General features: G+C 42.1%; 26 protein-coding genes. 6 read left to right on the top strand and 20 right to left on the bottom strand.

Translation table 11 applies throughout. The features are described from left to right. Positions 1-2: 2 nt before the first annotated feature. The 5 genes from ACTWPM_RS08790 to ACTWPM_RS08770 form a co-directional block, all read right to left on the bottom strand. Positions 3-686, bottom strand: a complete 684-nt coding sequence (locus tag ACTWPM_RS08790; protein WP_443132684.1) for a response regulator transcription factor — start codon at positions 684-686, stop codon at positions 3-5. A gap of 15 nt (positions 687-701) precedes the next feature. Further along, entirely contained in the window at positions 702-1,283 is a 582-nt protein-coding gene (locus tag ACTWPM_RS08785; RefSeq protein WP_443132683.1) for a redoxin domain-containing protein, read from the bottom strand. An 18-nt stretch (positions 1,284-1,301) separates the two neighbouring features. Then, the gene (locus ACTWPM_RS08780) at positions 1,302-2,051 is read right to left on the bottom strand and encodes a cytochrome c biogenesis CcdA family protein (protein ID WP_443132682.1); all 750 of its coding nucleotides are present in this window, start codon (positions 2,049-2,051) and stop codon (positions 1,302-1,304) included. Continuing rightward, positions 2,036-2,650, bottom strand: a complete 615-nt coding sequence (locus tag ACTWPM_RS08775) for a hypothetical protein (RefSeq protein ID WP_443132681.1) — start codon at positions 2,648-2,650, stop codon at positions 2,036-2,038. The genes ACTWPM_RS08780 and ACTWPM_RS08775 overlap by 16 nt, the downstream gene beginning before the upstream one ends. A gap of 215 nt (positions 2,651-2,865) precedes the next feature. Next, entirely contained in the window at positions 2,866-3,849 is a 984-nt protein-coding gene (locus tag ACTWPM_RS08770; RefSeq protein WP_443132680.1) for a ring-cleaving dioxygenase, read from the bottom strand. 289 nt (positions 3,850-4,138) lie between these two features. Here ACTWPM_RS08770 and ACTWPM_RS08765 point away from each other — a divergent pair, with 289 nt between their 5' ends. Further along, the gene (locus ACTWPM_RS08765; RefSeq protein WP_443132679.1) at positions 4,139-4,321 is read left to right on the top strand and encodes a YjzC family protein; all 183 of its coding nucleotides are present in this window, start codon (positions 4,139-4,141) and stop codon (positions 4,319-4,321) included. Between the two features lie 804 nt (positions 4,322-5,125). Here the strand turns inward: ACTWPM_RS08765 and ACTWPM_RS08760 are convergent. Then, on the bottom strand, positions 5,126-5,953 hold the full coding sequence (locus ACTWPM_RS08760) for a manganese catalase family protein (RefSeq protein WP_443132678.1): 828 nt from the start codon (positions 5,951-5,953) through the stop codon (positions 5,126-5,128). 197 nt (positions 5,954-6,150) lie between these two features. Here ACTWPM_RS08760 and ACTWPM_RS08755 point away from each other — a divergent pair, with 197 nt between their 5' ends. Both ACTWPM_RS08755 and ACTWPM_RS08750 read left to right on the top strand, forming a co-directional pair. Beyond that, the gene (locus ACTWPM_RS08755) at positions 6,151-7,290 is read left to right on the top strand and encodes a M14 family metallopeptidase (RefSeq protein ID WP_443132677.1); all 1,140 of its coding nucleotides are present in this window, start codon (positions 6,151-6,153) and stop codon (positions 7,288-7,290) included. 14 nt (positions 7,291-7,304) lie between these two features. Further along, on the top strand, positions 7,305-8,825 hold the full coding sequence (locus ACTWPM_RS08750; RefSeq protein ID WP_443132676.1) for an FAD-dependent oxidoreductase: 1,521 nt from the start codon (positions 7,305-7,307) through the stop codon (positions 8,823-8,825). An 88-nt stretch (positions 8,826-8,913) separates the two neighbouring features. Here the strand turns inward: ACTWPM_RS08750 and ACTWPM_RS08745 are convergent, their stop codons facing one another. The 4 genes from ACTWPM_RS08745 to ACTWPM_RS08730 all read right to left on the bottom strand — a co-directional run bounded on the left by ACTWPM_RS08745 (position 8,914) and on the right by ACTWPM_RS08730 (position 12,764). Beyond that, on the bottom strand, positions 8,914-9,651 hold the full coding sequence (locus ACTWPM_RS08745; RefSeq protein WP_443132675.1) for an amino acid ABC transporter ATP-binding protein: 738 nt from the start codon (positions 9,649-9,651) through the stop codon (positions 8,914-8,916). A gap of 11 nt (positions 9,652-9,662) precedes the next feature. After that, entirely contained in the window at positions 9,663-10,367 is a 705-nt protein-coding gene (locus ACTWPM_RS08740) for an amino acid ABC transporter permease (RefSeq protein ID WP_443132674.1), read from the bottom strand. Further along, the gene (locus ACTWPM_RS08735; RefSeq protein WP_443132673.1) at positions 10,345-11,169 is read right to left on the bottom strand and encodes an amino acid ABC transporter substrate-binding protein; all 825 of its coding nucleotides are present in this window, start codon (positions 11,167-11,169) and stop codon (positions 10,345-10,347) included. Before ACTWPM_RS08735 ends, ACTWPM_RS08740 begins: the two co-directional genes overlap by 23 nt. A 428-nt stretch (positions 11,170-11,597) precedes the next feature. After that, positions 11,598-12,764 (bottom strand): LysM peptidoglycan-binding domain-containing protein, encoded by a 1,167-nt coding sequence (locus tag ACTWPM_RS08730; RefSeq protein WP_443132672.1) that lies wholly within the window; start codon positions 12,762-12,764, stop codon positions 11,598-11,600. Positions 12,765-13,052: 288 nt separating this feature from the next. On the opposite strand from ACTWPM_RS08730, the gene ACTWPM_RS08725 reads away from it, so the two are divergent. From ACTWPM_RS08725 to ACTWPM_RS08715, 3 genes are all read left to right on the top strand, one after another. Further along, positions 13,053-13,349, top strand: coding sequence for a rhodanese-like domain-containing protein (locus tag ACTWPM_RS08725; protein WP_443132671.1), 297 nt, complete (start codon positions 13,053-13,055; stop codon positions 13,347-13,349). Between the two features lie 154 nt (positions 13,350-13,503). After that, positions 13,504-13,809 carry a hypothetical protein gene (locus tag ACTWPM_RS08720; protein WP_443132670.1) on the top strand — a complete coding sequence of 102 codons (306 nt, stop codon included), beginning with the start codon at positions 13,504-13,506 and terminating at the stop codon, positions 13,807-13,809. Positions 13,810-14,017: 208 nt separating this feature from the next. Then, positions 14,018-15,580 carry an alkaline phosphatase gene (locus ACTWPM_RS08715; RefSeq protein ID WP_443132669.1) on the top strand — a complete coding sequence of 521 codons (1,563 nt, stop codon included), beginning with the start codon at positions 14,018-14,020 and terminating at the stop codon, positions 15,578-15,580. 194 nt (positions 15,581-15,774) lie between these two features. Here ACTWPM_RS08715 and ACTWPM_RS08710 read toward each other — a convergent pair whose 3' ends face one another. From ACTWPM_RS08710 to ACTWPM_RS08665, 10 genes are all read right to left on the bottom strand, one after another. Beyond that, positions 15,775-15,972: a cold-shock protein gene (locus ACTWPM_RS08710; protein ID WP_014641831.1), complete on the bottom strand. Its 198-nt coding sequence runs from the start codon at positions 15,970-15,972 to the stop codon at positions 15,775-15,777. Positions 15,973-16,160: 188 nt separating this feature from the next. Beyond that, positions 16,161-17,147 (bottom strand): potassium channel family protein, encoded by a 987-nt coding sequence (locus tag ACTWPM_RS08705; RefSeq protein ID WP_443132668.1) that lies wholly within the window; start codon positions 17,145-17,147, stop codon positions 16,161-16,163. A 123-nt stretch (positions 17,148-17,270) separates the two neighbouring features. Continuing rightward, positions 17,271-18,329, bottom strand: coding sequence for a galactitol-1-phosphate 5-dehydrogenase (locus ACTWPM_RS08700; protein WP_443132667.1), 1,059 nt, complete (start codon positions 18,327-18,329; stop codon positions 17,271-17,273). Positions 18,330-18,343: 14 nt separating this feature from the next. Further along, complete coding sequence (locus ACTWPM_RS08695) at positions 18,344-18,502, bottom strand: hypothetical protein (protein ID WP_443132666.1); 159 nt, start codon at positions 18,500-18,502, stop codon at positions 18,344-18,346. A gap of 99 nt (positions 18,503-18,601) precedes the next feature. Further along, positions 18,602-19,636 carry a zinc-binding dehydrogenase gene (locus tag ACTWPM_RS08690; RefSeq protein ID WP_443132665.1) on the bottom strand — a complete coding sequence of 345 codons (1,035 nt, stop codon included), beginning with the start codon at positions 19,634-19,636 and terminating at the stop codon, positions 18,602-18,604. Between the two features lie 23 nt (positions 19,637-19,659). Continuing rightward, complete coding sequence (locus tag ACTWPM_RS08685) at positions 19,660-20,919, bottom strand: galactitol-specific PTS transporter subunit IIC (RefSeq protein WP_443132664.1); 1,260 nt, start codon at positions 20,917-20,919, stop codon at positions 19,660-19,662. A gap of 70 nt (positions 20,920-20,989) precedes the next feature. After that, positions 20,990-21,274, bottom strand: coding sequence for a PTS sugar transporter subunit IIB (locus ACTWPM_RS08680; RefSeq protein ID WP_443132663.1), 285 nt, complete (start codon positions 21,272-21,274; stop codon positions 20,990-20,992). A gap of 28 nt (positions 21,275-21,302) precedes the next feature. Further along, entirely contained in the window at positions 21,303-21,587 is a 285-nt protein-coding gene (locus ACTWPM_RS08675) for a PTS sugar transporter subunit IIB (RefSeq protein ID WP_443132662.1), read from the bottom strand. Further along, positions 21,587-22,075: a PTS sugar transporter subunit IIA gene (locus ACTWPM_RS08670; RefSeq protein ID WP_443132661.1), complete on the bottom strand. Its 489-nt coding sequence runs from the start codon at positions 22,073-22,075 to the stop codon at positions 21,587-21,589. The genes ACTWPM_RS08675 and ACTWPM_RS08670 overlap by 1 nt, the downstream gene beginning before the upstream one ends. A gap of 17 nt (positions 22,076-22,092) precedes the next feature. Continuing rightward, complete coding sequence (locus ACTWPM_RS08665; RefSeq protein ID WP_443132660.1) at positions 22,093-24,171, bottom strand: BglG family transcription antiterminator; 2,079 nt, start codon at positions 24,169-24,171, stop codon at positions 22,093-22,095. Positions 24,172-24,421 lie beyond the last annotated feature (250 nt).

Here is a 24,421-nt window from a genome sequence, read left to right as displayed (position 1 = left end):
TTCTAATTTTGAACAAATTTATACCCCATTCCTCTAACGGTGAGTATTCGTTCAGGCTGAGCTGGATTCCGCTCGATTTTTCTGCGCAGTTTCTTGATATGGGCATCAATCGTACGCCCCATAATCTCCGCTTCTCCATAAGGATGAATTTGCTGAACTAGTTGTTCTCTTGTAAATACGTGGTCGGCATTCTCCATTAAAAAATAAAGCAAGTTGAACTCATAATGGGTTAATTCGAGCAGTTGATCGTGCAGCCAAACCTCTCCTTTTCGAGGTTTTATTTCAAGCCCATTGGAAACAATTTTTTGACAAAGCCGACCCGTTCGACGAAGTACGGCTTCCACATGAGCCATTAATTCCTCAGGGCTGAATGGTTTCGTTACGTAGTCATCTGCGCCCAGCTTGAAACCGCTGATCTTATCATCCGTTTTTGCTTTCGCTGAAAGCATGATAACCCCAGGATCATCTTCCCGTCCTTCCTTCACCCACTGACAGAATTCTTCCCCGCTGATTTTCGGGAGCATCAAATCGAGAATGATCAAGCATGGTTTCCTTTCATTATATAGACGCATCGCTTCTTCACCATCATAAGCCTGAAGCGCTGTATAACCGCTGTTTTTCACATATAAAGCAACAAGGTTTGAAATCTTTGGATCATCTTCTACAATTAAAATTTCTGGTTTCATACGATGCACTCTCTCCTACAATTCCTCCAGGCGCTGAAGCATCATGTCATAGTTCATCGCTCCAAGCATGACGGAATCAATTTTTCCATCTTCGTCTACAAACACCGAAGTAGGAACAGGATTAATCTGGTACTTGTTGGCTACTTCCACATTTTTATCTAATAAAATAGGAAAAGACAAGTTAAATTCGTCTCTAAATTGCTGCACTTCTTGTTGACTGGATTCCGTTTCCGTTAGATTTACAGCTAAAATGACAATATCTTCGTTCTGATAAAATTTTTCCATATCAGGCATTTCCGCCCGGCAAGGGGGACACCAGGTGGCCCAAAAGTTAATCATCACTTTTTTGCCCCGATAATCTGATAAAGAAACCTTTTCTCCTTCGAGCGTCTGAAGAGTAAAGTCAGGGGCCTGCTGACCTTTTTCAAGTCCCGTAGTCCCATTCTCTTCTCCACTTGAAAATTCATCCGTTTCTCCTGTGGTGACCGTAGTTCCCTCTTTTTCAGGATCAGACTCCGCGTTTCCCTGATAAGCAAAATCATAGATCGCCCAGCCAAACAAAGCCGTCACTGCCAATATAATTATCCAGCGTTTCATGACCTGTCTCCTTTCATATTAAAAAATAATTCCTAAATTGGAAAGCCAGGTATCTTGGACAAGGTTCAACAGAAAGGTCGAAATCCTGGTCATATACCCGGTATATAAAAACGCTCCTGCCACAATCATCATGGCTCCTCCAGCTTTCATAATCTGACCGCTGTACTTCAGAATGACCCGTGTGGATCCCAGGAAAAAGGAAAAAGCAAGAAAAGGCAGAATAAATCCAAGCACGTACACAACTGTGTACAACACTCCCTGCGCAGGCTGGCTTGCGGCAAGCATAAGAATAGAGGCGAAAATCGGCCCGATACACGGCGTCCACCCTGCCGCAAATCCCATCCCAGCAAACCAGGTGCCTGCGTAACTAAACGAACGGCGTGGTTTAAAGCTCATTCGTTTCTCACTCATGAACCAACTAATTTTAAGCCACCCCCCTACAAAAAAACCCATCAGAATAATAAATACACCTGCAATCCGCTGCAGTAAAAGACCTGATTCACCTGATAAAAACCCTTGGATCAGGTTTCCTAAAAATGAAGCTCCGATTCCCAGAGTTAAAAATACGGTAGATACACCCAACAGAAAAAAGACAGAATGCAGAAGCAGCTTACTTTTCACCTTTGTACTCTGGTCTTCTTTAATCTCTTTTACACTCATTCCGGTTATGTAGGATAAATACGCCGGAAATAAAGGGAGTGTACATGGAGATAAAAATGAAATGACTCCGGCTCCGAAAGCAAGCCATATCGTTACATCGACCGACATGATATTTCTCTCCTCTTTTCTAAATTCCATAACACAATCATCGCCAAGCAAATAAGTACATAAAACCACGAATCTATACGATAGCCCATTAACCCCGGTGGACCGCCGACCCACGCAGAAGCTGCAGCACTAATAGAAACAAGAGCGCTTATGATAAGGGCTTGCCTGAACAGCAGCACCGCTGCCAGGTACACAAAAAACAGAACAAGCTCGATCACTCCTCCTCGCTCGAGCAGCAGCTGTGAAAGTAAATTGAAAAAGAAAAAACTGCAAGCGAGCAGAAGAATATACTCATAAATGAAAGCCTGATGCTTCTCTTTCCTGCGAAACTCTGTGCTGATCGTAAGCAGCGAAGCTAAGTAAAATTCAAGAGTTCCGCTTGGATACGCTACTACTGAAAGGGGATAATCCAGCAGAAGAGGCCAGGTCGTAAGAAACTTCACCCCAATAAACCACAAAGCCCACGTCACCAGCAGAGAGCTGAACTGATCCAATGCCCTTTTCTTGTGACTGGTTTCCCTCGACACCACCCACCACATGACCAGGGCAGCAATGAATAATGAGACGACTCGAATAATCGTTACAGGTTGAATGGTCATCGTCCATACCTCTTCTATTAATAGATTGAATTTCATCATACCTTATTTCTGTGAAAATATGATGAACACACAATTTAATAAAGACACAAATTGTTTACAATATTTGTATGACCTGAGGTACTAAAATATGGATGACCTGAGGTGGAAGGATTTGTATAATGAATCCATACAAAAGCCCCCTCCAAGTTTCGCCAACTTGGAGGGGGCTTAGTTTCTTAGTTATACTCTTTCTTAATGTCCTTCGTACTTCTAACAGTATCAATTGAACGTACCGCTTGTTCAATTTCTTCTCGCTTAGGTTCTAACATTGGAGGAAGAGAGAGTATTTCCCCCAGCGTCTCATAAGGTTCATCTCCCATAAACCCTGGGCCATCGGTCGCAAATTCAAACAAAATTTGCGGAGCCACGCCGGCATATAATGATTCAAAATAATGGCGGTTCACGTAACCTGAGGTTCTGAATCCGAAGCGAGGCATGCGATCAATCCATTCATTAAGTGCATCCCGATCTTCGACACGGAAAGCCGCATGGTGAACGGTACCATACCCCTGACGAGAGGAAGGTATTTGGTCGTTATGCTCCACCACTACTTGAGCTCCATTTCCACCTTCCCCTACTTCGAATAGATGAAAAGGACCTTCATCCGCAATTTCCCGGAACAAGAGTACTTTTTCCAGCATTTCTTTAAAATAATCAAAGTCAGCAATCCGTACATGCAGCGGTCCAAGACCAGTGATTCCATATTCAAGTGGAATAGGACCATTTTGCCACGGAGTCCCTGCAGCTACCCCTTTGTTATTCTCATCAGAGACCAGCTCATACGCTTGTTCATCAAAGTCTGTAAACGGCAGAACTTTCTTTCCGAACTTCTCTTTGATTCCCTCGTTCTGTATTTCCAAACGGTTAAACCGCTTGACCCAGTATTCGAGCGCTTCATCACTAGGTACACGGAAGGAAGTCTTAGAAATTTCGTTCGTTCCGTGTTGACCTTTTGGGATGCCCGGAAAATCAAAAAAAGTCATGTCTGTACCCGGGCTGCCTTTATCATCCGCGAAAAACAAATGGTATGTCTGAATGTCATCCTGATTGACCGTTTTCTTCACCAGCCGCATGCCTAGTACGTAGGTAAAAAATTCATAGTTCTTTTCCGCACTACTGGTAATGGCGGTCACATGGTGCAAGCCCTTCAATTCGTTCATTTCATACCCTCCGTCCACTTATATTAATTTATCTCAGTTTCAAGATAAATATAATATGAATAAAAGTAAATGTCAATTTATAGAGGCTTTATTAATGATCTCATGCGGTTCGAACTATCTCTCCTGAATTCTTCCCACTTTACCACTCATCCATCTCTGACAAATCTACTATTTTCCACTTTTATCAATTAATTACGTTTTAACCCAGTCAATCAATGGTACATACGTTATATAAGAAAAGGACAACCTAATTTATTCCTTTTCAAATCTATTCAGGAGGTGGAGCAACATGGCACAAAACACTTATAAGACAGGCGAAAAAGCACCAGAATCAGGCACTTACAAGGTACAAAGTCTAGTCAGTGGAGGTTCTTCAAGTCAGGACAATACTGAAGTGAAAGTGGAAAAAGGTGAACAGTTCCCCCCTTCTCCTTCAAGTAATGAAGCTGCCCACTGGGTAAAAACTTCCTAAAAAACGCACGTAAGTAAGACCGGATCAAAGGGAGACCTGGATCCGGTCTTTTCTTATATATTGGTTATGTGAAAAGTTATTGATCTAATAACAAAGCTATTAAACAATAGGACCGTTTACTGTAAAACTCGAATTCGAGGTATTCCAGGTCCGTTGCTAATAAAGAAAGTGGGCTGGCTACGGGAACAACTCGCTTTCCTGCGGCCCTACACGAAGTAGGTTCGATCGACGTTGCCACAGGACGTGGCGATCTTAGTCGAACATCCCTTGTGGTGAGCTTCCTCAGGCTTCGCCTTCCGGGATCTCACCGATCATGTTCATCCCGCAGGAGTCTTCGTCGTTCCCTTCCGCCCCCTTTGCGATCATTGAGAGTTCAAAATTCTCTGCATAACCGCCTCCCAATGAACAAGGATCATCTATGATTCACACGGGTCTTCAAATGATTAAATTGCAGGAATCCTGCTATAGAAGCGTTTGAGGCAGATTCAACGTGTCTCCTTATTCCTATAGAAGGGTCCGTTCGCCAAATATCGCTGGGTGGGTGGGGAAATGATGAGACTCCCGTGGGAGAAGGAGCTAAGCGAGACCCCACAGGGAGTGATAACGAACGAGGAGGCTTGCCAGTTCCCCCACAGGAAAGCGAGTTATTTCCCAACCCACCCTTTACCATCTAGAGTAACGGACCCATTTATCTCGACACTGAGTCTTAAACAAACGGGAGGTTATCTGTAAGAAGCGACACATTGATTCAGCTTTTCCTATATCTTAAAAAGCCCTGACCTTTTAAAAGGTCAGGGCTTTCATTTATTTTCCTTCACTCGGTGGAGTACCATGCATATAGCTTGGTGCAGGTTTTAAATCCTGCTTACCACCATGCGCTTCTGGAGTTTGCACATACCCAAACTCTCCCTTACCATCAGGCGTTTTACCGCTTGTCCAGCTTCCCTCTTTACTTTCTTCGCCTTCAGAGAAATTGATTAAATCATAAGAGAAATCGGTAGCTTCCCACTCTCTAGGAACCGTTCCCGGCACCGTTACGCCGTGTGTTTCTTCCAATTCTTTTAACGCTGCAATCCACTGATTCTGGTGCATGGTGTCACGGGCCAGTAGGAAGGACAGCATCTCTTTCACACCGCGATCGTCCGTCATTTCGTATAAGCGAGCGACTTGAAGACGCCCTTGGGACTCAGCATTTAAATTAGCGCGCATATCTGTAATTAAATTACCACTTGCGACAATGTATCCAGCGCTCCAGGGCACCCCTGTACTATTTTCCGGCATAGCTCCTAACCCTGAAACAATCGCATGATGAGGGTTCATCCCCCCCATAATAGCACCAATCACAGGATCTTCTGCTGCTTTTTCCTGTTGATTCACCGGGGCATCATCCAGCAGCCGAGCGATCATCGTGGCAATCATCTCTACGTGACCAAGTTCTTCTGTTCCTGTATCCATAATTAAATCCTTGTACTTAGCATCTCCCCTGGCATTCCATCCTTGAAATACGTATTGCATGGCGACAGAGATTTCTCCAAATTGACCTCCCAGGATTTCCTGGAGCTTCTTGGCATACATCGGATCCGGTCTTTCAGGCTTTGAATGAAACTGAAGTTCTTTTTTGTGAGAAAACAAATCAATCTACCACCTTTCAATTTTTTACTTAAAAAACTAAAACAAAATCAGCGATAATACTCACCTATTAACTACCTCCTAAAATATGTAAGTAAACCTATATCTGAAATTATATTATTTTAATATAAGAAATAACTGTTTAGTATTTTATATTTGTGGAATTTATTACAAAAAGCATTCGAAAGGAAGTAAATCTGATGCCAGCAACTGAAAAATATTTCAAGAGAGACTATGAACAATCCCGAGAAACTTTCCAAGAACATTTAACAACCATTAAAGAAAAGTGGTCGCAGGCTTCTTTATCTACTGAAACCATCGGAGAGGATCCTGACAATACCATTGATGTTATTTATTCCGAAGCGCTTACCTCGAACGAGCAAGTCGTTTTTTTCACTACGGGGGAGCATGGAATTGAAGGTTACGCCGGAGCAGCAGTAACTCATCTGTTTGTCGAGGAATACCTTGATCAAATCGATCCGCAAACTACTGGCATATGCCTTGTACACGCCATCAATCCCTGGGGAATGCGGAATTTCAGGCGTGTAACCGAAAACAACGTGGATTTAAACCGTAATTATTTATTCGAACCAAATTCAGTTCCTGAAAATATAAATGAGAATTATTCCGAAGAGAGTCACATCTTCCAGCCTAACGGTACTGTTAAAGACGTTACCAAAGAAAAAACCGAGCTTTTTGAACAATTGAGCAAAGGAATGATGAGAGAAGGTTACAGTGGCATAAAGAAAGCAAAAAGCATGGGACAATTTGAATTCCCGCGCGGGGTGTATTATGGAGGTTCCAAAGAAGAGGAATCAGCCAGCTTTTTAAAAACCTGGCATAGAAAGCTACTTTCTACCTACCCACGTGTCATCCATATGGACTGGCACACAGCCCTTGGACCAACCAACGAGGTTACAATGGTAGTCTCAGAGCATGATGACAGGGAAGAAGAGCAAATGAAAGAAGAGTATGGAATGGAGAATATCCAGAAGTTCACTCCCAAAAAGGTAAAAGGAGACTCTACCAATTACTTTCATAAATTAAAAAATGAAGAAAACCCGGAGACGTATCTGTTCTCGGCTTTATTTGAATTTGGTACATTCGGCACCAGCCGAAAAGCAGAACTAAGAGAATTTACAACGATCATTCTTGAAAACCAGCTTTACTGGGAGGGAGCTGAAAAGGAAGAGGATCGACAATGGATACTTGAAGAATTCAAAAATATGTTCTACCCGGACGAAGGAGAATGGCGACAATCCGTACTAAAAGAAGCACGTCTCGCAATCGAATCTATTCTTACGCAAGAAGAAATTTTAGTTTCCTATCAAACTACCTAGGAAGGAGAAAAAATATGGCGCACCAACTTCCTGAAAGATCTTTACCCTTATGGAGAGACCAGTCATTTGAATCATTCCCCGCTCTGACCGAGAATACCGAGGCCGATGTGACCGTCATAGGATCCGGCATCACTGGTATTATGACGGCTTATCTTCTCGTTAAAAAAGGATACAGCGTGGTAATCCTTGAAGCAGGGAGGCTTGTGGAAGGCACCACCGGCTATACTACGGCAAAAATCAGTTCTCAGCACGGATTAATTTATGACCACCTTATTCAAACGTTCGGCAAAGAAAAAGCAAAACTCTACTATGACGCGAACCTAGAGGCACTGCAGCTGATTGATCAAATTAGACAGGAACACCAGATTGACTGTGATTTTGCTTATCAGGACGCTTATGTTTACAGCACGACTGCAGAATCAAAAAAAAGCATTGAAAAAGAAGCTAAAGCCTATCAGCAACTTGGGATTGATGGAGAACTTACCGATCAGACAGAGCTCCCGTTTTCCGTGACAGCTTCTGTAAAAATGAAAAACCAGGCCCATTTTAACCCGGTCAAATTTCTCCTCCCTCTTATTGACTACTTAAGAGAAAACGGCACATCTATTTACGAAGACACACGGGCAGTTGATATTAAAGAAGGCAAAAGACCTGAAGTTATCACAAGGAACGGTCAGCGTATACGCTCCGACCATGTGGTAATGGCCTCTCACTTTCCCTTTAAAGACTTTAAAGGGTTATATTTTGCAAGACTCCATGTTGATCGATCTTATACTCTCGCCGTTAAAACAACCGATATCCCGGATGGTATGTATTTAAACGCAGAGTCTCCAAAGCGCTCGCTGCGCCATACGATTGATGAAAATGGAGACCGTTATCTGCTTATCGGCGGTGAAGGACATCCGAGCGGTCAAGACAAAAATACAGAAGGAAATTATGAGAGACTGCGTGGTTTCACCGAAAAACATTTTAATGTTAAAGAAGTACCCTACCGCTGGTCTTCTCAGGACATGACTACCCTGGATATGATTCCCTATATAGGGCCGATTACAGAAAAGCATACAAATATTCATGTTGCGACCGGTTTTGCTAAATGGGGCATGACAAACGGAACCGCAGCCGCAATGGTAATTACGGACTTGATCACTCAAAACAGCAGTCCTTACGCAGACCTTTTTAACCCTTCCCGTTTTCATGCTCAAGAAGATGTAAAGAATTTCACGAAAGAAAACGCTGATGTCGCTAAGGAATTCGTAAAGGGTAAACTAAATAAAGGCGACCAGACAATAGACGATCTGGCCCCGGATGAAGGATCACTCATTACTAAGGACGGAAAGAAAGCCGGCGTTTACAAAGCAGTAGATGGGACTGTCAAAGTAGTCGATACGACATGTACCCATATGGGCTGCGATTTGGAGTGGAACAATGGTGAACGTTCTTGGGACTGTCCCTGCCATGGATCCCGCTTCACGCCTGACGGTGAAGTTATAGAAGGGCCAGCGACGAAGCCACTAAAAAAATTATCAAATGAATAAGTAATATCAAAGACTTTTTTAAACTAGGCCAGCAACGTTTAATATATTAAAAAAAGAACTTCCATTTCCGGAAGTTCTTTTTTATCAATTATTGATTTATTAAATTTAGAAATTGCTTTGTTCGCTCTTCCTTAGGCTGCTCAAACAGAACAGATGGTTCGCCCCTTTCAACAATCATTCCATTATCCATAAAGAGCACTTCATCAGCTACTTCTTTAGCGAAACTCATCTCGTGGGTAACGACCACCATCGTACGACCTTCCGCAGCCAGTTTCTTCATGACCTGCAGAACCTCCCCGACTAATTCTGGGTCCAGTGCTGAAGTAGGTTCGTCAAACAACATGACTTTAGGATCAATAGCCATAGCCCTTGCAATCCCTACTCTCTGCTGCTGCCCTCCCGAGAGTTGATAAGGGTACACTTCCATCTTCTCATGCAGTCCTACCTTTGTCAGAATATCCACCGCTTTTTCACGCGCTTTTGCCTTAGCGACTTTTTGAACGGTTATAAGTCCTTCCATCACATTTTCAACGGCCGTAAAGTGAGGAAACAAATTATACGTTTGAAAAACCATACCTGTTTGCTTTCTGAACTCCCTGATTTCTTTTTTGGAAACCTTTTTAGAAAATTTGAGGGTCTGCTGATCAATGGTAATTGACCCTTCTTCCGGTTGTTCGAGGACATTTAAACAACGGAGAAGAGTCGTTTTACCAGACCCCGAAGGACCGATGATGACGACGACCTTTCCTTGTTCTACTTGTAAACTTATATCTTTTAAGACGACTAAGTCGCCAAATTGTTTCGAAATATTGTTCATAGTAATCATGAGCATTCTCCTTACGTTTTCACATACCGGTTCATACGTTTCTCAATTCTGCCTTGGAGAACCGATAATAGAAAGCATATCACCCAATAAATAGCAGCAGCTTCTACGTACACCAGTAAAGGTGTGTAGGTCGTCGCCACAATTTCTTGAGCTTTTCTAAACATTTCGCTGACCAGGATCGTAGAAGCCAGCGATGTTTCTTTGACTAATCCAATAAATGAATTGGATAAAGGCGGAACCGAAACCCTCGTAGCTTGTGGAAGGATAACTCGCCTTAAAGATTGAAGATAAGACATACCGATAGAAGAAGAAGCTTCCCACTGCCCCTTTTCAATCGATAAAATAGATGCCCGTATTGTTTCAGAAGCGTACGCCCCGGTATTTAAAGAAAAAGCGATAATCGCTCCCACAAAAGGTTCAAATTTTAAAGCTTCGACCCCTAAATTCCCCAATCCGTAAAAGACAATGAACAATTGCACAAGCAGAGGTGTGCCCCGTATGATCGAGACGTAAACTCTGGCGATGCCAGACAAAATTTTAATGCCTGAAATTCTAAATAAAGCCGTCGTAATCGCCAATATTAGCCCGATCGCAAAAGAGATGAGCGTAAGGGGGATCGTATAAGAAAGAACTCCTTTCAACAAAGGAAGAAAGGAGTCTTGTAAGATCGTCACATCCTCTGAGCTAAGAAAGCTACTGAGTAGAAACATCTTCATTAAACCATTCGTTAGAAATTTCCTCTAGCGTACCGTCCTCTTTCATTTCTTTTAGTGCTCCATTTACGGCCTCCACAAGTTCAGGATTATCCTGACGGAACATCATAGCCGTTTCTGAGGCATTATCCTCTTTAGCAACAATCTCAACCTGAGACTGATCGCCTTTTTCCTTCAGATAATCCAGAACAGAGAGGCGGTCATTTACAGTAGCATCGACACGACCATTATTCAACAGTTCCATAGCAGGATTGAACCCTTCTACACTTTGAATTTCAGCACCGTATTCCTTCGCGATATCCGCATAGTTACTCGTCAATGATTGAGCAGACACAGCGCCATCTAAGTCTTCAAAACTTTGGATGTCATTGTTATCTTTTCTTGCTACCAGAACAGCTGAAGTGTAAGTGTATGGGACCGAAAAACTGTATTTCTCTTCACGGTCCGGCTTTATCCCTACCTGATTCGCAATCATATCAAAACGATTGCTATTCAACCCCGCAAACATGGAATCCCATTTCGTTTCCTTGAATTCAATTTCAAGATCCAAACGCTTACCAATTTCCTTTGCTACTTCTACATCATACCCTGTCAGTTTATCGTTTTCGTCATGAAACGTATAAGGTGCGTAGGTTCCTTCTGTGCCCACCGTCAGCACACCTTTTTCTTGAATTTCTTCATAAAGACTCTTGTCGCTGCTTTCGCCACTGTCGGATGCAGACTGTTGTTCTTCTACGTCTGAGCCGCATGCTGAAAGTATAATAAAAAATAATGCCGTGATGGTTATCCAGGTTAATTTCTTCATTATATATCTCTCTCCTTTATAATCCCAACTAAATTAATCGGTTTAATGTACTATTTGAGAATACATGGTGCTATAACAAAGGTCAACAGTAATGATTGAACTCATTTATTTTTTACTAGTACGTTCATTTTTATGTCCACAAAAAAAAGACACCTCCATATTTCAGAGAGTGTCCTTTCAGCTTCCTATTTTCAGGATTATACGATTTTCTTGATTAACCTTCCAATAGCGCGAGGAATAAAGAGAAGGATATCAACAATTGTATGAATGATTGAACGAATCAGTTTCATCATTATACCTCCTTGTGTACATACCTAAATGTTCCACTTAAAGGCTTGACACAAACTGAGTCCTTTTCCGTCTTTTTACGCTTTGTCTTACACTAAGGCATCCTAAAAGGATAAAAGCCCCCTGACTCGCGTCCTATATCACGGAATCATTAGTTCCCTTCCTGGATAGATCAAGCTCGTATTTGAAATACCATTAACCTCTGCTATTTTTTGTACGGTTGTTCCATTTCTGCGAGCAATACTGTATAGCGTATCCCCGGCTTTAATGGTGTACATATTCATGTCCTTAGGAATGACCAGAGTTTGTCCGATTCGGAGGTAGGCAGGATTTGAGATTTGATTTGCTTCAACAAGGTCATTTAAGGATACGTTATATCTTTTAGCGATGCTGTAAAGGGTGTCCCCGGCTTTCACCGTATAGCTGTCTCCTTCAGCAGGAGGGGAATTTGGGGTTTCTCCGGGAATTACAAGCAGTTGACCGACCCGGATCACATTGGCATTCACCAGGTTATTTTCTTTTACGATCTGATTAACGGTCACCTCATATTTGCCAGCGAGACTATAAAGTGTGTCCCCCGCTTTTACCCTATGAATGGTCTCGGAACCAGGCTGTAACTGTAAGATCTCTGAAACTGTAACAAATTGATAGCCTTTGGCTTTCAAAGAGCGTATGATATCCGGCAGCGCCCCTGGAGTACCCGATGCACCGGCTCCCGTATGCATCAGCACAATCGAACCCGGAACGATGTTATCTACCACCCGGTTATAGACCTCTGTTTCTGATAGACCTTTCCAATCCAGAGTATCAATGTTCCAGTGAATGGTATGAGTATAGCCCGCATTCCCTACGGCTGTAAGTACCGCGGAATTCACGGCGCCAAAAGGTGCCCGGAATAACGGCTTAGTGGATATGCCTGTTGTACTTTTCACCGTAGCTTCAGTCCGGTCTAATTCCCTTTTTATCTCAGCGCTTGATAGTTTAGTAAAATCAGCATGGGTATAAGAGTGATTGGCTAATTCGTGACCGGCTGCTTTAATATCTCTAATAGAATCTGGATGATCTTTTGTTCCGGAGCCTGTTAAGAAGAAGGTAGAGTGGATATTTTCTGTGGAGAGCGTTTGCAGGATCTTAGAGATGTTTGTTCCATCGGAGCCGTCATCAAATGTTAAAGCTACACGTTTGCTAGAGGTATTTCCTTTGGTAACAAACTTTGAAGCAGATGCTTCTACAGGAATAGAAAAAGATAGAAAACTGCCCATAAACAGAAGGAAGATCACACTGTATTTCAGAAACTTCTCTCCCATTACATTCACCTCTTATTAAGTTTTTGTAAATCCTTAATGTGAAGATGACCAGTTACATAAAAACTGAATATTTTGTCTAATTAAGTCTATTATACTATATTTAACTCGAAAATACCCTAACAATATTTGATAATTTGTATCCATTCATAATTCGTTTATATACAATTGTACCGGGAATACTTTTTTTAAGGTCCAATAAATTTATGGAATCATAAACACTGAAGTACAGGTATCAAAGTTTACGTCTGAAAAATTCTAACACTTGCTAAGAACAAGGAGGTTCATAACATGGCTAAAGCGATACAGCCTGAAGAAGTTGAAAGTAAACGAAAGGAAACCCATATCCAGGTTCTTGATGTGCGGACCAATGAAGAAGTTGCTGAAGGTAAAATCCCCGAAGCACTTCACATCCCACTGGATGAAATTGAAGAACGAGTTGGAGAGCTTGATCCTAATAAGGAGTATATTACGGTTTGCCGCTCCGGCAGACGAAGCGATATGGCTGCGGACATTATGAATGATCGGGGCTTAAATGCTCATAACATGGAAGGCGGCATGAAAGCCTGGAATGGAGAAGTACGTTAATTTAAATAAACCCGCGCTCCAAAAAAGAGCGCGGGTTTTTTACATCTTAGGATCATGCCTGTTTTAGATTGCATTTACTTAAGAATATTAGACCAATTAAAAGGATATACTTAATCGTCGGCTTACAAATCAATTTTTATAAAGGGGGAAACATATGTCAGCATCTCGTATTTTGAAATGGGTGACAGGCGGACTTGAAGCCATTCTAGCTGTACCCTTTCTCGGGGCAACGATTATCCTCAGTCTTTTCTGGACACCTCTAGCACTCATGTTAATCTTACACATTATCACCCTGGTATTAACGAAAAAAGATAACGGCGCCTCCACGGGAAGTATCCTGGGGATTATAACCTCTTGTGTAGGATGGATTCCTTTTGTAGGGATTACCATGCATATCCTATCAGCCATTTTCCTTATGCTGGACGCTGCAAAACCTGATCTTGAAGGAGAAACAGCCTGATTTTCAGGCTTCCTTTGGAACAGGTATTTTTTTATTTTTCTAGTAGTATAAAAGTACCACTAGATTTTCATATCTCTCGACTATATTCGGTAATTTTTCCTCATTTTTCTTAATTTTCTACAAATTAACATTACATTAAAGTTACACTAACAATTGGATACTATAGTTATCCATGAAACATCATTACATTGGAGAGAGGAGAAACAGTATGCTTAAAAAATCTGCTGCTGTATTGGCAAGTTCGACCCTGTTGTTCGCTGGAGCTGCTTTCGGAGGAGGTCCAGATGTTCAAGCGGGAGGGCAGGATGACAATCCCGAAGTGAAAAATGTTATTTACTTAATTCCAGATGGTTACTCAACTGCCTACGCAACGAACTATCGATGGTTTAAAGGAGAAGATTCTGCTTTCGATCCTTACTTAAAAGGAATGATGAAAACCTACTCAGAGGATTCTGAAGTGACCGATTCAGCAGCGGCTGGAACGGCTATGGCTACAGGTACAAAAACGAACAATGGCATGGTTGGGGTAAATCCTGACGGTGAAGATGTAGAAAGTATTCTCGATGTCTCTGAAAAGGCAGGCAAATCAACCGGGCTGGTAGCAACTTCAACAATTACCCACGCTACTCCAGCTACCTTTGGAGCCTCTGTACAAGATCGTGATGATCAAGCGAAAATTGCTCCTCAGTACTTAGAAAATGATGTAGATGTTTTAATGGGCGGCGGTAAAGAATACTTCCTTCCTGAATCAGAAGGAGGAAAACAAAAAGACGATAACCTTGTTGAGCAGGCTCAGGAAGACGGATATTCTTACGTGGAAAACAAAGATGAAATGATGGCTCTTGAAAACGACGAGAAAATTCTCGGCCTATTCGCAGATGGCCCTCTGGCCTCAGAACTTGATAGAGATGAAACAGATCAACCAAGTCTCTCTGATATGACTTCTTCTGCTATCGATGCTCTTTCTCAAGATGAAGATGGGTTCTTTCTTATGGTTGAAGGCAGTCAAATTGATTGGGCCGGTCATGCTCACGATGCTGCCTGGGCTATGAACGATACTCAAGCTTTTGAAAAAGCTGTGACAGAGGCATTGGAATATGCTAAACAAGATAAAAATACCTTAGTTGTTATCGCAGGTGACCATGAAACAGGTGGTATGAGTGTAGGTTCTAACGGTGAATATGATGTGAAACAGGATGTCGTCCGGGATGTTACTGCCACCGGTGATCACATGGCGGAGCAGCTGAATGACGATAAATCCAATGTTAAAAAAGTAGTTAGTGAATATACTGGTCTCGATTTGAGCGATGAAGAAGTGGAAACTATCCGTTCTTCTGAAGCTCCGAACGAAGCAATTAACGATATTGTTAGTGACCGCGCTCTTGTCGGTTGGACAACTTCCGCCCACACTGGAGTCGATGTACCTATTTATGCATACGGTCCAGCTTCTGATCAGTTTTCCGGGCTGGTAAATAATACTGACTTGCCGAAAAAAATGGCAGCTGCCATGGGGCATAACTTGGACGGCAAAGACGAAGACCATGATGGGGAGATGACTTGGAAAGAACAAGACGGCATGGACTATGCAATTCCTATGGGCGGATGGCATAAAGGAAGTGTCGTAGATTACCTAAAATCTAACGGCTACAAAGCAGATTTTTCCTTCCGTGGAGAAATTGCAGACAGCTTTGATATAAATAACTATCATGGCACTTACGATCAGAATGTGTTTATGCTGCAAACGTTAAAGGATGAATTGCACAGTAATTAAAATAACTCGATAAAAAGCAGGTCTGCTTCGAAGCAGACCTGCTTTTTGTTTTTTGATAACCAAATACCATTCATCACTATAAAGACAAATAAGCCTGAGTAACCAATGTCCCATATCATCAGACCGTGCCGCCCCAAATCTCCATTTGCATAAAAAAAGACTCCCTCGCAAAAGGGAGTCTTTCGTTTAACGTTTTATCTTTGAACGTTAGCTGCTTGTGGTCCACGGTTTCCTTCAACGATTTCGAAAGAAACTGTTTCGTTTTCTTCTAGTGTTTTGAAACCTTCGCCTTGAATAGCAGAGAAATGAACGAATACATCGTCTTGACCTTCTACTTCAATAAAACCGAAACCTTTTTCTGCGTTGAACCATTTAACATTACCTTGTAACATAATTGTTACCTCCTGCGTGGAATTTCTCCACATTGTATTACTATTATTGCTCTGCATATTCATTCTAGACGAAAGTGACTTACTAGGTTACTTTTTCTTTCACTCATAAACGAACAAGAATAATTAATTTCTATCATAGCACCTGATTGATCCCTCGTCAAGTTTCTCCAAAAAATTTTAGGCAGGACTTACATGGATGCCTCTTCAAACCGCCTCAACTGGTCGGAAGTACCGAAAACAATAACCAGATCGCCTTCCAGCATCGCATTGTCTGCATCTGGGTTGTTAATGATCTCAGGTCCTCGTTTGATAGCCACAATGTTCACTCCATACTCTTCTCTTATTCTGGCTTCCTTTAAAGTTTGCCCAATAAGTAAAGAAGGGGGGGTGATTTGGATTTCTTCAATATTGTAGTCGTTGCTTTGGTCATGAAGCACGGTCTCCACATATTCGACGCTGATCGGTTTAGTGATCGCGGTCGCCATTCGCTTACCACCTATATTTGAGGTATTAATCACTTTATCCGCTCCAGCTCGGTACAGCTTTTCTTCTGAAAAGTTCCTTTCAGCTCTTACCACCGTGTAGATGTCAGGGTTAACCCCTTTTACCGTAACAGTGATAAATACATTATCAGCATCATCAGGAAGAGTCACAACTACCCCTCTCGCCCTCTCCAATCCTGCCTGCAGTAGAATCTCATCCTCGGTAGCGTTTCCCTCAACGAATAACGTTCCCTCCGGCAGACGAGCAATCACATCTTCATCTGCTTCAATAACTACAAGTGAGTGATTTTCTTTATGTAATTGATGAAGGACTTGCTGTCCCACTCTGCCAAACCCACAGATAATAATGTGATCCTTTAAGTTTTTAATCTTTTGATTCATCTTCCGCTTCCTCATTTCACGGGAAAATTCACCGCTGATAATTGCACCAGCCGCTTGAGCTAATATATATGTTGTCAACCCGATTGCCATTGGAATGAGAAAAAGGGTTAGCAGCTTGCCTGCCATCGTCTCTGGAGAAATATCCCCATAACCAATGGTTAACACAGAAACAACAGCCAGCCACACAGCATCAAAAAACGAGAGCTGTTCAGTAACCATATATCCAATAATTCCGAGAATAACAAGCATATGCAACAGTAATAAGGATATGAAAACTTTGCGCTGGTCCACATGCTACACCTCAATAATTCTTTTGTTCTTATATTTTACCATTAGGCATAGTAACGGGACAGGTAAAAAAAAGCTGGATCCGTGATTTTCTCTCCCAAGGATCCAGCTCTTTATACTTTCATTCTATTCTCTTTTCTTTTCAGGATTAAAAATCACTTTCACGTAATCTCCCCGTTGATGAATCAGATTCTCAAAAACCTCGGGCCCTTTTTCCAGACTGAGCTCATGGGAGATCATTGGTCTGACATTGATTTGACCCAGGTTCATATAGTGAAGGGATGCATACCATTCCTCACCAGGAAACGGCGGAGAAATAGCATTCCATGACCCTAAAATCCTCAGTTCATTCCGTACGATCTTTTCAAAATAAAAACGGTCAATCTGAATATCGGCATAAGGGATTCCCATATAGATGACTTCCCCGCCTTTTCTAGGTAAGGCAAGCACTTGCTCAGAGGTAATAGGCGATCCGGCTGATTCCACTGCTAGATCCACACCATGGCCATTCGTCCAATCGTCCAATTGTTCATGCGCCGGACTCTCCTTCGCGTTAATCACTACGTCCGCCCCCACTTCTTTAGCTACTTTAAGCTTGGAATCATCGATATCAATCGCATATACTCGTTTGGCTCCAAAGATTCTCGCCCACTGAACAGCAAGTAACCCGATACTTCCACATCCCATAATGGCAACTTCGGCTCCAGGCCGAATACTCGTGCGGTAAAACCCGTGTGCTACCACTGAGGATGGCTCGACCATTGCTCCAGTCATATAATCAACACGGGCGGGCAGAAGTAAAACATGATCAGCTGGTAACTTTACATACTCTGCGTAAGCCCCCGGGCGTTTTGCTCCAATAACCGTAAGTCGTTCACACCGTGATATTTCCCCTTTCTGACAGGGAATGCACTCCCCGCAATGAAACGCGGGGCAACCGGCCACACGATCCCCTGCCTTTACGTGAGAAACTTCTGAGCCGATTTCTAATACTTCGCCGGCGAATTCGTGCCCGAACGTCATCCCTTCTTCATAAGGACCCAATTTTTTGTAACGAGAAATATCAGAGCCGCAAATTCCTACAGCTTTCACCTTAATAACTATCTCATCCGGATGCTCGAGCACAGGAGCATCCGTTTCCTCAAAGCGAATGTCCCTTTGAGTATATAGGTTCAAAGACTTCACAATACCACGCCTTTCTAACTCGTCTCTACCTCTTGCCTGTTCTTCTTGGCAACCCACATTTTACCGAAGGCGGCCAAAATAACGATTGGATTAAAAATCATTTGATGTTCGTAATAAAACTCCCCGATCCCTCTAAAAGGACCCAGCATAAAATCTAGTAATACATCCACCATAAACTCTTCAACTCCTTTATAAATTAACTCTGCTAAATTTCCATAATTTGATGAATTAACGCGGGAAATAACTAAAGTTAAGATTTGCAATAATATCTTTTAATCATCTAGAGGAGTAAGTAAGACTTTGATCGCTTCACCTTTTTTGATGGCATCATAAGCTTCGTTCCACTGAGCGATGGTAAACTCATGAGTAATCATCGCTTTCGCATTTACACTTCCGCTATTCATCAATTCAAGAGAAGGCTCCCAGTCAGCCGGCCTTTGGCTGCGGCTGCCAATAACACGGATCTCTTTCTGAATCACTTTTTCAAGGTCAAATTCTACTTCTGGCTTTGCAAAGATACCGACCTGTCCGTACTGCCCTTTTTTCCGAAGGAGGTCGAGTCCCTGCTTAGCGGCTGGAGCTGCACCTGAACATTCAAATACAACGTCTGCTCCATACCCTTCAGTAAGACGGGCAACCAATTCCTTTATATCTTCTTTTTGAGTATCAATGGCATAATCAATTCCCAGTTCTTTTGCTTTATTCAAACGGATCTGATCATTCGACAGTCCAGTGATAAGGACAGTCGCCCCACGGCTTTTAGCTACCTGAGCTGTAAACAGACCAATGGGACCAGGACCGATCACGACAACAACATCGCCCTTGCGAATATCTGTTTTTTCAACGGCATGATGGGTACAAGCTAAAGGTTCTGTCATGGCTGCGGACTTATAATCCACGTTCACAGGAAGGTGATGGACGCTTCCTTCTCTAGCTACTAGATACTTAGCAAAACCGCCGTCCTGCTGAGTTCCAAGACCTTTTCGATAGTTACATAGATTATAATCTCCATTTAGACAATAGCTGCATTCTCCACAAATATAGAACGTGGTTTCTGAGGTAACCCGGTCGCCTGGCTTAAACTCGGAGACCCCTTCCCCAACTTCCACTACTACACCAGAAAATTCATGGCCCAGGGTTACCGGCGCCGCTACCTTATAATGTCCTTCATAGGTATGAATATCCGACCCGCAAACTCCTGCATACTTCACTTCAATCTTTACTTCACCACGCCCAACTTCAGGTATCTCTTTATCCTGAAGTTCGAGATGACCGAATCCAAGTTCTTTTTTTACTAAAGCTTTCATTTTAAGGACCTCCTAAATACTCGTTAGTTGAACAAGCTGAAGATTTTATAAATTACCCAGTTAATTAAATTACCGCCCTGGTCAATACTTGAAATTTGAGCGGAGCCTTCCGGCATCTCGAAGTCTGCGTTCTCAGCCATTGTTGTAAATATAGGGGCTACATCTGTCGCGAAATATAGTGACATAGCAATCATGACGGTCCCTACAATAACGGAATGAACGATATTTCCTCGTGCTGCACCTACAATAAAGGCAACGACAAATGGAATTGTGGCTAAATCCCCAAATGGAAGCAAGGAATTTCCAGGCAGGATAACAGCCAGAACAACTGTAATAGGAACAAGAATCAACGCAGTAGAGATGACGGAGGGATGACCTAACAGCACAGCAGCATCCAGCCCAATATAAATCTCTCTGTCGCCAAACCGCTTAGATAACCACTCGCGAGCGGATTCAGAAACCGGCATTAACCCTTCCATAAGAATCTTTACCATACGAGGCATCAGTACCATAACAGCGGCCATAGACATTCCGATATCGATGACTTCTCCGACACCGTAACCTGCTAATATCCCGATCGCAGCACCCAGGAATAAACCGATAAAGATTGATTCACCAAATACGCCAAACCGTTTTTGAATAGTATCTGGATCAGCATTCCAGTTCTTTACCCCAGGTATTTTTTGAAGCAATTGCACGAGGAAAATTCCAGGCGCATAAGAAACCGTACTGCCTGTAGCTATAGAAACACCAGGAAGTTCATAAAACTCACTGACCATTGGAGCTGTCCAGTCAGCTACTTTCAGACAGATGATCTGGAAAATGACAGCACCGATTAAACCTTGGACGATACTTCCTGAAATCGCATAGATCATGGCGGCCATAAACGTATAGTGCCAGAAGTTCCAAATATCCACGTTCATGGTTTTAGTAGTTTTTGTTACGAGCATAAGTACGTTAACAACCAAACCGAGAGGAATGATAAATGCGGCGACTACTGAGGCCCACGCAATAGAGGATGAAGCCGGCCAGCCTACATCAATAACATTTAACTCTACACCTAGACGGTCTACCATGCCTTGGGCGGCCGGGCCTAAATTATTTACTAGCAAGTCAACAACTAGGAAAATTCCGACAAAAGCTACCCCTATGGTCAGCCCTGAACGAAAAGCCTTTCCTGGTTTTTGTCCAAATAACAGTCCTAATAAGAAGATGGCTACAGGTAAAATAACGGTAGCGCCTAAGTCTAAAAACCCTTGAATTACATCTACAAAACCTTGCATACAACTTGTCCTCCCCTACTGTTTTAACTATAGCCCGGGCCTCCCCTTTACCAGGGGAAACCGGCTGATTTTATTTTTTCAGTTCCTCCAGTATTTCCTGCTTCGTTGCATCGGTTCCAATGCCAGTTAGGAATGAGCGGGCATTAATGACAGGAAACGGGTATTCTTTTTTCGTCATAGCCGTAGTGACCAGCATATCGGCCGTATCTTCATAACTGCCGACTTCAGAAATTTTAATCTGCACTAAATCGGCTTTGATGTTGTTTTCTTTAATCATGTCTTCTATTGCCCCGTTGACTACTGTTGAAGTTGCGATTCCTGCTCCACATGCGATGAGCACTTGTTTCTTTTTCATAACTGATCCGCTCCTTAATTTAGAAAATTTATTTTTTAAGCTCTTCCAGAATTTCTTTTTTTGTGGCTTCTGTACCAATACCTGTTAAAAATGAGCGGGCATTAACAACAGGAAATGGATATTCCTTTTTCGTCATGGCCGTCGTTACTAAAAGATCAGCCGTATCTTCATAGCTGCCGACTTCGGAAATTTTAATCTGCACTAAATCAGCTTTAATGTTGTTTTCTTTGATCATGTCTTCAATTGCCCCGTTGACTACCGTTGAAGTTGCGATTCCTGCTCCACATGCGACGAGTACCTGCTTCTTTTTCATTATTTATGTCCTCCTTTAAATTCTTGAAAGTTTAATTTTTCTTCCAATATTTCTTTTATTGCCTTTGGTTCCGTTTGCTTGACCATATTTAGTAATTCATTCTCATCTTGAAAAATCTGCATGAGTTTTTGTAACAGTGATAATTGTGAGTGAGCTTCATCCATCGCCAGCATGAACACAATTTTCACGGGCACTTGCTCACTATCATCTCCCATCACACCAAAACCCACTTCGCTTTTAAGGATGGCTACACTTATATTTTTCTGAATCACGTGCTCGACATCCGTGTGAGGTATAGCTACCGATACTCCGGCCGTAGGAAGTCCAGTAGGAAATTCATTTTCCCTTTCAATAATGGCCGGTACAAAGCTTGGCTGAACTAGACTTTTATTTACTAAATTATTCCCCATGGTTGTCAGGACTTCGTCTCTCGTTTCTGCTTCTACATCCAAAAGGATAATAGACTCATCGCAATAGATATTACTCATTGACTAAACCTCACGATCTACTTGGTATTCTCCAATTCTTTCTCATTGGAATAGAGCTTTAATATTTCATAGATTTCTTGCACCGTTCCAGCGTTGATTATTCGCTGTTTGCCTTTTTCAGAACTGGCAAGCTTCATTAATTGCATTAGAGCGTGGATATGCTGCTGCTTGTCCACCGCTGCAATAACGATGATTAAATTGATCCGATAATCCGCTGTAAAATTCACGCCTTTCTTCAAACGCAGCATGCTCATACTTACTTCATTAACTCCTTCATCTGGAGCGGCATGTGGAATGGCGATGCTTGAGCCGATAACAATATAAGGATCTTCATTTGAACGACGAATCATCGATTCTACATATTCGCGTTCGACCTTGCCTTGTTCGAGAAGTGGCCTAGCACTTAATCGAACCGCTTCTTCCCATGAGGGAACGGAATCACGAAGCTTAATATTGCCAGGGGTAATTAATTCATCCAAATTAATATCCTTGCTCCTGACTGCCTGGCTCACTGAGCTTTCTTCGTCTCTCTCAATGTATCGCTGCAGTTCCTCAGATAACGCTGCCTCATTTTGGATGTCTGCATGATTTTTTACGATATCGATTAGATGCTGAGCATTCAGATGATTGGGGATATATCCATGCAGTTCAAGCATGACTTGCTTTCGCAGCCGGTATTTCTCCTCTTCACTTAAAAACGGTTTAGATAGAAACAACTTCTTCTCTGTTTCTAAATAGGTAGGAGAAAACACAATGTCATATTCTAATTCATAATTCAGGAATTCCCGGACGGACAGCGAGTCCATAAACACAAACCCAGGAAACAACTCACTCAGCTCACTGAACATAAGTCTTGATACGGATACTCCCTGAGGACAGACAACAATGGCTTTCGTTTTTTTATCGAGGCTTTCGCCCTGCCTTCTCATCCATCCGCCAATCAGCATCGTAATATAGATAATCTCACTCTCAGGTATGTCTGTTCCTATAAAATCTTTGAGAGGTCCGACTGATCGTTTCACCAAATGCTGTAATTCTTTTATTTCCTTATTCAATGCTCCCTGGATATCAATAGTCTCAGTCAGCTGATATTTGATCCGATAATAGGCCGGTTTAATATGTTGTAAGAGTTTATTCACAAGTTGTTCACGATCCTGCAGATAAACACACGCGCTCTTCTCAAACAAACGAAGCATGTTATCAATGACAGGAATCAATTGCTGAGTAGCCTCATCTTCTGTTAAATACTCTGACCAGTACACATTGGTGGTTAGCAAGTGTAAGGTAAAGAATAAACGTTCCTGAACGGGGATTTGTGTCTTATCCTGAAAAATAGTTTCTGTTGCCAGATACTCTTTCGTATGGGACAACTCTTCATATTTAATAGAGAAAATCTGAAGATCGTGCCCCTGCTCGATTCTTCTTAATATCAAAATCAGGATATACGGCATCGTGGCCATTTTTTCATCCGTGAATTTAATATTGAGCTTATTTTCAAGAGTAAAGATCCGCTGATTAAATTCATCAATCTCTTCTGCTTCAATGCTTGCCACTTTCATAAGCTTGCGATCTGTTACATTCATTTGAAGAAGCTGGTAAGTTACATTAATGAGCAGCTTACGAATTTGAAACTCTTTCCCCTCTAAAATATAGCCGGATCTTCGTGAGTAGCGAATCGTTAAATCATACTCATTCAAATAACTTTGGGCTTGCTTTAAATCATTCAGAACCGTATTTTTACTTATCTCAAGTTCAACCGTGAAATGGTTAAGAGAAAGCTCTTCCTTACTGCTGACAAGCATCATCATCAGCAGATAAATTCTTTGGGTCTCGGTGAGTACTGTCATTTCAACGAAGGCATGCTCATCTTCACTATTCAAGTTAGTAAACACCGATTGATCGATAATGAAATAGCCTTTTCTTGTCCGCTCAATAGCAGGCAGGTTTTTGGAAGTCAGCCAGTCGTTAATCTTACTAAAGCTGTAACCAAGCTGCCTGCGAGTAAGTGAATACTTATTCTCAAGTGTGGTGCTTGTAATACTTGGGTTGCTTACGAGTTCATCCAGAATATTCTTACTTCTTTCATCAAGAGACAACCGGAAGCCCTCCCTTCAAAAATAATTGTAGCACTGGCAATTCCGACTATGTATCCGCTTTCATCACAAACTCACGAACAGTTCATGTACATCATAGTGATTTACAATAAATAGAAATACCAATGTAGACCTAATTTCCTGCACTATTAGTAGAACGGTCACTTATTGCATTATGAAATCAGTCATCCAATCTTCTACTATAGACCGGTCTCAACTTAAGATTAAACCGGATTGAATAAGAATTTTCTAA

It is taken from the genome of Halobacillus sp. K22, assembly GCF_052246795.1.
Taxonomy (GTDB): Bacteria; Bacillota; Bacilli; order Bacillales; family Halobacillaceae; genus Halobacillus.
This window is presented reverse-complemented; position numbering and strand designations above follow the sequence as displayed.